Annotated in this window: 8 protein-coding genes, 1 tRNA gene and 2 rRNA genes (1 of these 11 running past the window's edge); 1 reads left to right on the forward strand and 10 read right to left on the reverse strand. The window is 61.4% G+C overall.

The window, feature by feature from the left end; all coding sequences use genetic code 11:
* Positions 1-18: 18 nt before the first annotated feature.
* From D3877_RS27370 to D3877_RS27400, 6 genes are all read right to left on the reverse strand, one after another.
* Positions 19-1,230: a porin gene (locus D3877_RS27370; RefSeq protein ID WP_119833946.1), complete on the reverse strand. Its 1,212-nt coding sequence runs from the start codon at positions 1,228-1,230 to the stop codon at positions 19-21.
* A 397-nt stretch (positions 1,231-1,627) separates the two neighbouring features.
* Positions 1,628-2,545, reverse strand: coding sequence for a helix-turn-helix domain-containing protein (locus tag D3877_RS27375; RefSeq protein ID WP_158600018.1), 918 nt, complete (start codon positions 2,543-2,545; stop codon positions 1,628-1,630).
* A gap of 230 nt (positions 2,546-2,775) precedes the next feature.
* Positions 2,776-3,384, reverse strand: a complete 609-nt coding sequence (locus tag D3877_RS27380) for a DUF4435 domain-containing protein (protein WP_119833948.1) — start codon at positions 3,382-3,384, stop codon at positions 2,776-2,778.
* Between the two features lie 49 nt (positions 3,385-3,433).
* Positions 3,434-3,727 (reverse strand): AAA family ATPase, encoded by a 294-nt coding sequence (locus D3877_RS27385; RefSeq protein ID WP_119833949.1) that lies wholly within the window; start codon positions 3,725-3,727, stop codon positions 3,434-3,436.
* Positions 3,728-4,153: 426 nt separating this feature from the next.
* Positions 4,154-4,633, reverse strand: coding sequence for an FtsK/SpoIIIE domain-containing protein (locus tag D3877_RS27395; RefSeq protein ID WP_158600019.1), 480 nt, complete (start codon positions 4,631-4,633; stop codon positions 4,154-4,156).
* A 4-nt stretch (positions 4,634-4,637) separates the two neighbouring features.
* The gene (locus tag D3877_RS27400) at positions 4,638-5,675 is read right to left on the reverse strand and encodes an FtsK/SpoIIIE domain-containing protein (RefSeq protein WP_274379653.1); all 1,038 of its coding nucleotides are present in this window, start codon (positions 5,673-5,675) and stop codon (positions 4,638-4,640) included.
* Between the two features lie 18 nt (positions 5,676-5,693).
* Here D3877_RS27400 and D3877_RS27405 point away from each other — a divergent pair.
* Positions 5,694-6,651 (forward strand): IS630 family transposase gene (locus D3877_RS27405; protein WP_119829451.1). Its coding sequence is split into 2 segments (ribosomal slippage): positions 5,694-6,035 and positions 6,037-6,651, totalling 957 coding nucleotides; the frame shifts between segments, so codons are not numbered across the junction.
* Here D3877_RS27405 and D3877_RS30045 read toward each other — a convergent pair.
* From D3877_RS30045 to D3877_RS27425, 4 genes are all read right to left on the reverse strand, one after another.
* Entirely contained in the window at positions 6,648-6,806 is a 159-nt protein-coding gene (locus D3877_RS30045) for a hypothetical protein (protein ID WP_158600021.1), read from the reverse strand. The two genes, D3877_RS27405 and D3877_RS30045, sit on opposite strands and share 4 nt — an antisense overlap.
* Before the next feature lie 984 nt (positions 6,807-7,790).
* Positions 7,791-7,867, reverse strand: a tRNA-Met gene (locus D3877_RS27415).
* A gap of 96 nt (positions 7,868-7,963) precedes the next feature.
* Positions 7,964-8,079 (reverse strand): 5S ribosomal RNA (rrf, locus tag D3877_RS27420).
* Between the two features lie 208 nt (positions 8,080-8,287).
* Positions 8,288-10,006, reverse strand: a 23S ribosomal RNA gene (locus tag D3877_RS27425); it runs 1,025 nt beyond the window's last position.

A 10,006-nucleotide genomic window follows, 5' to 3' on the forward strand; every position in this document is an offset into this window, starting at 1 on the left:
GCTCCCCAACCAAAAGCGTCAGAAATTCAAGGCGACGTGCGAGAGCAGCACATTCCCGCGATCGTTGGGCGAACCCGACGACGCCGTGACGGTCCGATCCGACCGGGCGATGTAATGGGTGTAACGCAGACCAACCGCCAAGCCGGGGGCGACGCGGTAGAGCGTGCCCGCCTCATAGGCGCTGACCTTGCGGTTGCCCGGCAAGGTCGAACTGCCCGGATCGGTTCCCTCCATGTAGCTCAGAGCCAATCGGTAGGGTCCGAGGTCATAGGTGGCGCCCACGTCCCAGGCGCTGAACCGGGCGGTGTAGGCGTAGCGGAGATTTTGCCCGGATTTGCCGTGGTCGATGTAATCGGCGCCGAATTTCAGGCCGCCATAGTTGATCTGCGCGCCAATGTGCCATTCGCGCAGATCGGAAAAGCGGTCGGCGCTGTCGGTGGTCTGGCTGGCCTTGCCATAGGCGTAGGCGGCGCCCAGGCGCACCGTGACGTCGTTGAAGGTTTCGACGTAATTGGCGCCAAGCTCCGCAATGTCCTGGAACGAGCCGGTGAATTGCGCGGCGGGGGTGGAGGCCAGCTTGACCCGGTTCACGTCGGTGTTGACGCTGTCGGTGCGCGGGGTGTAGCTGCCGCCGACCTGGAAACCGCCGATACGCGGCGATTTGTAAAGCAGCTTGTCGGTCAGACCCATTCCTTCCAGCGCTGGCCAGATGATCGCAATCGTCAAGGTGGAGCCGATGCCCCCCGCCACATCGGCGCCGACATAGCGCCCGTTCGTGGCGGTTCGAATGGCCGGAACGAAGCCAACCCATTGGGAAAAAGACTGGTCTGGCAGATATTCCGGCGGCCGGGTGGCGTTGGCGCCTGGGCCGTTGATGTCGTCGTCAAAGCCGGGTTGCGCCCCCAGCCGCAACTCTCCCATCGAGCCGTTGAGGAACAGATAGGAGCGATCGTTGTCCACAACCCCACCCGCCACCGTGCGGATGCGCAGGCGGGCGCCATATTCCAGGCCGTTGTCGGCCACGCCGCGCGGGATGATGTTCATCCGGAAGCGGTTGCGCGCCTCCGTGGAACGCAGGCCCTCGTCGTTCGACTGAGACACGAAACCGTGCTCGTACCAGACATTGCCCGAGAGGGTGATGTCAAACTTCGGCTGGGCGTGCGCGGCGCCGCCCAACATGGCGACGCTGGTCGCCGTCAACGCGCACAGGGCGCGCAAAGACCGTCTCATGTTCTCTCCCCCGATGATCGGGACAACAGCGGACACACAGCCCCGACGCCGCGTTTGTCGGCGACAGAGTTCAGCCCCCTTGTGGCGCGCCCTTTGTGGTGGTTGCGACGGCGGACCCTGGGTTTGCGTCCACCCACGCCACCGCACGCGGCGATCCCCGCTTTGGCGGCCCCCGGCCACCCGCTTGGACACCACCGCTGGGAGCGCGCCCCCTTGACGGGCTTGCGCGTCGCTGGCCTCCCCTGGATTTTGGTGCGTTGTTCGCGCCGCCCCGGCGGATCCCTGACCGCGACGGCGCAGGAAAAGCAGTAACTGACTGATTGTTTGTCTTATAGACGATTATGGCCAAACCACGGGTTTCCCATGGCCGGAATCTTCCAAAATCACGCGGGACCGATCACGCCTTGGTGGCGCCCACAAGACGGGATTGCCCGACCTGCTGAATTCGGTAAGCGGACGGCGTCACCCCCGTCGCCTGCCGAAACACCCGAGTCATGTGGCTTTGATCGGCGAACCCGGTGGCGGCGGCGACGTCCGCCAGACAAAAGCGGTTGGTCGCGATCATGCCGCGCGCGCGTTCGATCCGCCGCGACAGCACGAATTGATGCGGGCTTTGCCCGGTGGCGGCGTTCAACGCCCGACGGAAATGGCGCAGGCTGAGTCCTACCAACCCGGCCATGTCGTCCAACGACAACGCCCCGTCCAACGCGCCATCCACATACTCGATCAGACGGGCCAAGTCCCGATGAGCCAGCGGCCCCGACGCCCGGACATCGGCGGGGCCGGGGGCGGGGGCGGACGTCGCCACCCCGTCCAGCCATGTCAGCAAGGCTGCGATCAGGGAGTCGCCCACCACGCTTCCCGCTGGCTGCCCCTGCTCAAGATCGTGCGAAAGCGCGGCCATGATGCTGTTGACCATCGGCGACGGGGTGATCGCGCCACGGAACCGATCCAAACAGCCCGACCGCAACGGGCGGTCGATGATCGCCTCGACGCGTTGGGTTTCAATGAACAGAAACTGATTCCGTGTCCTGGAACGCGTTTCGCAACGCTGCTCGTCACCGGGCAGATTCACGCGGCATCCAACCCCCCGCGTGGTCCACACGGCGTTTTTTTTCAGTGGCCTGTGCAGCCCGGGTTGGTGATAGAGCTGCAAGCAAAAGCGCGTGTGTCCATGGTCGGTCACGTTGTGGGGCGATCCCTGGACCTCAGCAAAGAAAGCCTCGCGCCAGCCACTGCGCTCGCTGGTCAGAAGGAAGGTGGGCGCGTTTGTCTGGGTGTAGAGACTTTCCGGCCCCTTTCCGTCAGCAATCATGGCCATCTCCCCGCCTGCAAGCACCCAGCGCGCACGAACGGACGCTCAAACCGTCATCCGGCGCGCCTTTGTGAACACCATGGATATTCCGATTTCATAACTGAGATGATTTATAACAAAATAGCACCCGCCCGTCCACGGCCTTGAAACGCTGAAAGGAAGCGTAGCCAGAGCTGTGAACGCTGCAACCGGGTGAGCTTGGATGGCCAAACCGGGGCGGCTGGACTCATTCACCGCCTGCCCGGCCATTTGGGAGGCTTTGGCGACTTGGCCGCCAATGCTGCGGCTGGCGGCGGCATTGCCCTGCAACTGGAATCCGGCAGCGCGTGGGGGTCCGTGCAGGGAGCGACAGGACAATCTCGCTCCGCCAGTCCGTGGGCGTGGGCCGTGCACCACGCGGCGGTAACGTGAAGCTCGGCGCGTGCGGCCTCGATCATTCTTTCGAGCAAGGCGTCCGCGTCCGGTGGCACCCCTGGCGGATCGCTCAAATTGGTGAATAGCCTCTGCACCGCAATAAAGTCAAATAAGTAATTCTCGATCTCCCACCGGGTCAGAACATGGAGTCCATCGACGCGTGTGGCTGTGGCGAAGGCCTCGTCGTCGATTTCAAACAATTCTTTCCACCGTTTGTCGCGCTTCAGCGAATCGCGGTCGATCAGACCGAAGACTTTGGGATTGATCGCCCGCTCCCTCTCCAACCGTGCCGTCATGGCCGCGCAACCGCCCACGCTTACAAAGCGGATTTCGGCCTTCATGCCTGGAAACATCCGTTCGAGAAATTTCTCGTCGGATTCACCCTCCACCAGCACCGTAACGGCGCCGCTGTGCAAGTGGATCAAAGCGGTCGTGTCGTGCTTTTTTTGCTGAAGCTTCCCATGGCTTTCGTCCTTATAAATCTCCGGCTTCGATCAAATATCCGCCCTTGACCAAGCCTTCTTCTGGTCGGTCGAACTCGAACGCCTCAAGCATTTCCGGGTTGTGGGTGGTGGCGATCACCGTCAGATCCGGCCATTGCCGTATCCAATCCTTCAGCAGGTTCATCAGGCGGTACTGCCAATTGGGATGCAGGTGGTTTTCCATCTCGTCGATCATCAGGATCGTGCTGCCGGTCTTGTGATAGGAGCTGCGCACCAGCAGATGCATCAAGCTGCGCTCGCCGTGGCTCAAATTGGCCGATGCCATGGCGGTATGTCGTACCGTCCTCGCGCTCCACCTCGATCACCGCCCCGAGGTTATGCCGGTCGATCTCTCGAAGCTTTTTGCCGGTTCCGGCGAACAGCAGGTCATTGACCAGCTTGGCGGCCTCTTCAAACAACCCGCCATCCAGCCATTCGTACCAGACCAGCAGCCCGTCCAAGGACGTCTCCCAACGGTCGCCGTCGGTGACGAATTTATGGGCGGGAGAATAGGCCAAGGCCGGTCGGCGTATGGCACGCTCCGATGAGGGCGGCTGGACGATGCGGCGGTCGGCATTTCGAACGAGCTGCGGAACGGCCCGACATTTTCAAGCTTTAGATGTAGAGGCTGGAAGCGCTTGAGCGACACGTCCGTTATCGCGATCACCGTCCGTGAAATGCACGTGAAAGCGCTACCTTACCCACCCACTCGCTACAACCATCTTTTGATGTCGCCTTGTTTCACCCGCGCACCGTGCGCGCGAATGGTGGGGCGGCCGGACAGGCGGATCAGCAAGTCGCCACGGCCCAGCAGCTTTTCCGCTCCCAACTCGTCGAGGATGATGCGGGATTCCTGCCCCGAACGGACGGTCAACGCGATGCGCGACGGCACGTTGGAACGCAGCAGACCGGGGAAGGTGTCGGAACCGGGGCGTTGGGTCGCCAGCACCAGATGGATGCCGATGGCGCGCGCCTTCTGCGCCAGACGAATCAGGGCGGTTTCGCTTTCCGGGCGTTGCATCAGCAGGTCCGCCAGTTCGTCCACCACCACCACCACGCGCGGCAACGCCGATCCCTTGGCCTGCGCTTCCGCCAGATTGGCCACGCCCAACGCGGCCAGCGTCTTTTGCCGGGCGTCCATTTCCGCCACCAGCCCGTCAAGCATTTCCCCCGCTTCCGCCGCCTCCGTCATCACCTTATCGCCCCACAGCCGTTTGCAGCCAGCGTAGGCGGCGAACTCGACCTCCTTGGGGTCGGATCAAGGCCAGACGGACGTTGCGGCCCGAGGCCAGCAGCGACAGCAGCAGCGCGTGCACGGACACGCTTTTTCCGCTGCCGGTGGTGCCGGCGACGAACAGATGCGGCGCTTCGGCAAGATCGAAGATCACCGGCTCACCCAGCACATCGACGCCGGGGCAGACCGACAGCGCTTCGGTTCGGTCACGCAGCCAGTCGGGAATGCCAGCGCCTTCCACCGGCATCCATTCCCGTTCCGGGCGCGGGACGTCGAGGGCCACCCGGCACTCGTCGGCCACGGTGCTGAGGGTCGCCGGGCGGTCGATGCCCAGTTCAAAGGGGATTTTGTCGAGGTCGCGGCGCAAACGGTCGAGGTCCCCGGCGGCCGACAGCCGCAGGGTGAAGCGGGTCAGGCGCGGGCCGGCGTCCACTTTTTCCACCTCCGCCCCGACGCCGATTTCCCCCAGCGCCCGGCGCAGGCGGGCGGGCAAATCGGCGGGCGCCGCAGCCTCGCCGACGCTGGAGCGCTCGAAGAACATTTCCTGATAGAGGTAATCGTGGAAATCATTGCCCTCACGCCAGGAGGCGCGGATTTCCGTCATGCCGCGCTGAATGTGCCGCTGCAACAGTTCGATGAAACGGGCGCGGTCGGCGAACAGGTCAACGTTATGGTAGAGCGACAGCAACAAACGAAAATCGTCGGTCAGATCCTCCATCGCCGGGTTGTTCTCTCCGGTCAACTGCTCCATGTGAATTTCAAACGCCCGCTCCCGCCTCACCGGCTTGCGCAATTCCTCATCGGGGAACTGCGGCATTTGCAGCGAGCGGGCAAAGGCCAACCGGGCGATGATCCAATGTGGCGCCCTACGGGATATGCCCAGGCCTTTTTCCCGTAAGGTCTGGGTGAACGCCTCGTCCCACGCCGGGATGAAGATTTTAGAGCATCGCGCGTGAAATCTGAATCGAAGGCTTGCGTTTGTTTTTTCGCCATGATTCACGGTAGTTGGAGGTGAAACATGGGTCAGAGCTATTCGTCGGATCTTCGTGTTCGGATTTACGGTGAGATCGAGCAAGGCGGGTCACGCCGGGCAGCGGCGCGTCGGTTTGACGTGAGCGCCAGCACGAGCATCCGCCTTGCCCAGCGGATGGCGACGACGGGATCGCTGGAACCAGCGCGGCAAGGACGTCCGCCGGGAGGCGGCAAACTGGCTCCCCACGCCGCGCTTCTGATCGGTTGGGTGGAGGCGCAGGGCGACATCACCATGCCGGAACTGGCGGCCAAGCTGAAAGCCGAGCGCGGGGTCACGGCTCACCCCGCCTCGCTGTCGCGCTTCCTGATCGCCAGCGGCTTCACCGTCAAAAAAAACAGTGCTGGCGACCGAAGCCGGTCGCGCTGATGTCGCTGATGACCGTCGGACGTGGCGAAGCCACCGCCAGCCCCGGATGCGCGAGGAACCGGATCGGTTGGTGTTCCTCGACGAAACCGCCACCACCACCAAGATGACCCGGCTGCGCGGGCGAGCCAAGCGCGGCCAGCGGTTCAAGGCCAAAGCGCCATTCGGCCATTGGGGCGCCCAGACCTTCATCGCCGCCTTGCGTTGCGATGGCCTTACCGCCCCCTGGATCATCAAGGGCGCGATGAACAAGGTTCTCTTCGAAACCTATGTCGAGACCCAGCTTGCCCCCACCCTGCGACCGGGCGACGTCGTCATCCTCGACAACCTGTCCAGCCACAAAAGCGAAAAGGCCAAAGCCATCCTCAAAGAAAAAGGAGCCTGGTTCCTTTTTCTGCCCCCCTACAGCCCCGACCTCAACCCCATCGAGATGGCCTTCGCCAAGCTCAAGGCACATCTCCGACGCATCGGCGCACGCACCATTGAGGAACTCTGGAATGCCGTCGGCTCCATCTGTGACCTCTATACGCATGAGGAATGCTGGAACTACCTCAAGCACGCTGGATATGCGCCAGATTAAGCGCTCGATGCTCTAAGCTGCGGTCGCACCCCCCAAGTGTTGAGGTCGGGGAAATCGCCTTCCAGTTCCAGCACCTTGGCGATCAGCGCCGGGTTGATTTCCTGTTCCGCCGCCATGTCGTCCAGCAACGCCCGGTCGTCCTCCCGCAGCGGCACGCTTTCCCCCTCCGCCAATTTTCGTCCGAAGCGGCGCGCCAGCGTCAGCGCCCTGTCCTCCAGATCGAATCCCCCTCGACCAGACCGTCTGTATGAAGCGAATTTCGTCGTCGGAGACAAGAGGCATACCGACCTTGCCTTCCCGCTCAAGTGGTTCTTCCAGTATTCTATGGCAGGCTTTGGCTGTGAAGGGTCCCGATCCCTGCGACCCGTCGCGACGCACCGCCATCCGCACGCCGTCCTGTTCGCGGTAATCCTTCAACCAGTCGCGGAAGTCCGCCAACGGCCGCATCCACTCTTCGCCGGTCTGAAGGAATCCTTCCATCGATTTGTCGGTCTTGACCACCGTGCACACCCAGCAGCCGAAACGGCTGCCACCGCAAGACGGGGTGTTCAAGTCCATCACCACCGGGCACTCGCCACCCAGGGCCTGCCGGTACAGCGTCAACATGGCGTCGTGCGGCGTGCCCCACGGCGGCGGGTTGTTCTCAAACAGATGGGTCCACACCTCGTCGTCGCTCCAATCGGCAATTGGATGAGCAAAAGCCATTTGAGTGACCAGGCCTTGCGGCAAATGGCCCGCAGCTGCGCCCTTGATCGCTCGGTTCCAGTCTGCTGAGGTTCGCCATGCGATCAATGGTGGTTGTGCCCGCGTTTGGCCGGTTACGCATCTTTCCGGGTGACTTGTCCTTTCGGTCGGCGTCTCCCATACTGATGTCAATCCTTGACATGAGGCGATGGCGATGGCGATGGCGATGGCGATGGCGATCATCGTACACCTTACCCCCGAACTGGAACGATTCGCCCGCGAATGCGTCGATGGCGGACGGTGCAACAACCGAATTCCCACCTCCGATACGCCGAATCTATCCGAATGCTTTCCCCCTGGCGCTTCCACGAGGCTTCCCGGGATCTGTTTCGTCGGTGAGCGCGTGAACAGCGAAAAGCCGCTGACCCATGTTCTGGATCAACGGCTTTTTGATTTGGTTGCGGGGGCAGGATTTGAACCTGCGGCCTTCAGGTTATGAGCCTGACGAGCTACCGGGCTGCTCCACCCCGCGAGTGTCTTTTGTGCGTGGTGCGCTGTGTGGAGATGGAGTTGTGAGATGAAGGCGCGATTTGTGTTGGACGGTGTTGTTGTCTCTTGTGCCTGAGCGACCTGGCGGCGACCTACTCTCCCACGCCTTAAGACGCAGTACCATCGGCGCAGAGGCTTTTCACGGCCGAGTTCGGGATGGGATCGGGTGTTTGGCGCCTCGCCATGACCACCAGGTCACTGAGGCACAAGACCGACAACCAACTGCTGCTTTTTCTGTTTCCAGAGAGGGCAGCCGAACCAACAATGTTTCGCGCTGTTTTGTGTGCAAGTGATCGGAGGATGTTTGTATCTGAACCGGCGGATTGTGTCAAGTCATTGTTTTGACTGACGTTGGCTGTGCGTTGAACAGGCTTGCCGCTGCGCGCGGCGCGTCTCGTTGTGTGAGATCAAGCCGATCGAGCGATTAGTAAGGCTTAGCTTCAGGCATTGCTGCCCTTCCACACGCCTCCTATCGACGTGATGGTCTATCACGGCTCTCAAGGGAGCTCTTGTTTAGAGGTGGGTTTCCCGCTTAGATGCTTTCAGCGGTTATCCCGTCCATACTTAGCTACCCGGCCATGCCACTGGCGTGACAACCGGTGCACCAGAGGTATGTCCATCCCGGTCCTCTCGTACTAGGGACAGATCCTCGCAAAACTCCTACACCCACGGCAGATAGGGACCGAACTGTCTCACGACGTTCTAAACCCAGCTCACGTACCACTTTAATCGGCGAACAGCCGAACCCTTGGGACCTGCTCCAGCCCCAGGATGTGATGAGCCGACATCGAGGTGCCAAACGACTCCGTCGATATGGACTCTTGGGAGTCATCAGCCTGTTATCCCCGGCGTACCTTTTATCCGTTGAGCGATGGCCCGTCCACATGGAACCACCGGATCACTATGGCCGACTTTCGTCTCTGCTCGACTTGTCAGTCTTGCAGTCAGGCGGGCTTATGCCATTGCACTCGACGAGCGATTTCCGACCGCTCTGAGCCCACCATCGCGCGCCTCCGTTACACTTTGGGAGGCGACCGCCCCAGTCAAACTACCCGCCATGCAGGGTCCCGGCCCCGGATGACGGAGCGCGGTTAGATGCCAGAGATCTCAAGGGTGGTATTTCAAGGTTGGCTCCACACGAGCTGGCGCCCATGTTTCCAAGCCTCCCACCTATCCTACACATGAGATCCCTAGCACCACTGCAAAGCTGTAGTAAAGGTGCACGGGGTCTTTCCGTCTGACCGCGGGAACTCCGCATCTTCACGGAGAGTTCAATTTCGCTGAGTTGGTGTTGGAGACAGCGGGGAAGTCGTTACGCCATTCGTGCAGGTCGGAACTTACCCGACAAGGAATTTCGCTACCTTAGGACCGTTATAGTTACGGCCGCCGTTTACCGGGGCTTCAATTCAGAGCTTGCACCCCTCCTCTTAACCTTCCGGCACCGGGCAGGCGTCAGACCCTATACGTCGCCTTGTGTGGCTTCGCAGAGCCCTGTGTTTTTAGTAAACAGTCGCTACCCCCTGGTCTGTGCCCCCCGCCCACGCTTGCGCATGAACGGGGCCCTCTTCTTCCGAAGTTACGAGGGCAATTTGCCGAGTTCCTTCAACACCATTCTCTCAAGCGCCTGGGTATACTCTACCTGTCCACCTGTGTCGGTTTGGGGTACGGTCTAACGCGGGGGCTATTTCCTGGAACGGGTCCACAGCAGGCTCAATCCGATAAGAGCCTACACGCTTTCCCATCCGTCACCACCCGCTGGCCCACGATTATTAACGTGGTTCCCATCGACTACGCCTTTCGGCCTCGCCTTAGGGGCCGGCTCACCCTGCGTGGATTAACCTTGCGCAGGAACCCTTGGACTTTCGGCGAGAGTGTTTCTCACACTCTTTGTCGCTACTCATGTCAGCATTCTCACTTCCGATACCTCCAGGCGGCCTCACGGCAGCCCTTCGCAGGCTTACGGAACGCTCCGCTACCACGTGATCAAAGATCACATCCGCAGCTTCGGTACACGGCTTGAGCCCCGATACATTTTCGGCGCAGGCCGGCTTAACTAGACCAGTGAGCTATTACGCTTTCTTTAAAGGATGGCTGCTTCTAAGCCAACCTCCTGGTTGTCATG

Source organism: Azospirillum cavernae, from assembly GCF_003590795.1.
Lineage (GTDB): Bacteria > Pseudomonadota > Alphaproteobacteria > Azospirillales > Azospirillaceae > Azospirillum > Azospirillum cavernae.

Bases quoted from the DNA above. Each gene is read 5' to 3' on its own strand.
- D3877_RS27370 (WP_119833946.1), bottom strand. From the start codon at position 1,230: ATGAGACGGTCTTTGCGCGCCCTGTGCGCGTTGACGGCGACCAGCGTC.
- D3877_RS27375 (WP_158600018.1), bottom strand. From the start codon at position 2,545: ATGATTGCTGACGGAAAGGGGCCGGAAAGTCTCTACACCCAGACAAAC.
- D3877_RS27385 (WP_119833949.1), bottom strand. From the start codon at position 3,727: ATGGCATCGGCCAATTTGAGCCACGGCGAGCGCAGCTTGATGCATCTG.
- D3877_RS27395 (WP_158600019.1), bottom strand. From the start codon at position 4,633: ATGACGGAGGCGGCGGAAGCGGGGGAAATGCTTGACGGGCTGGTGGCG.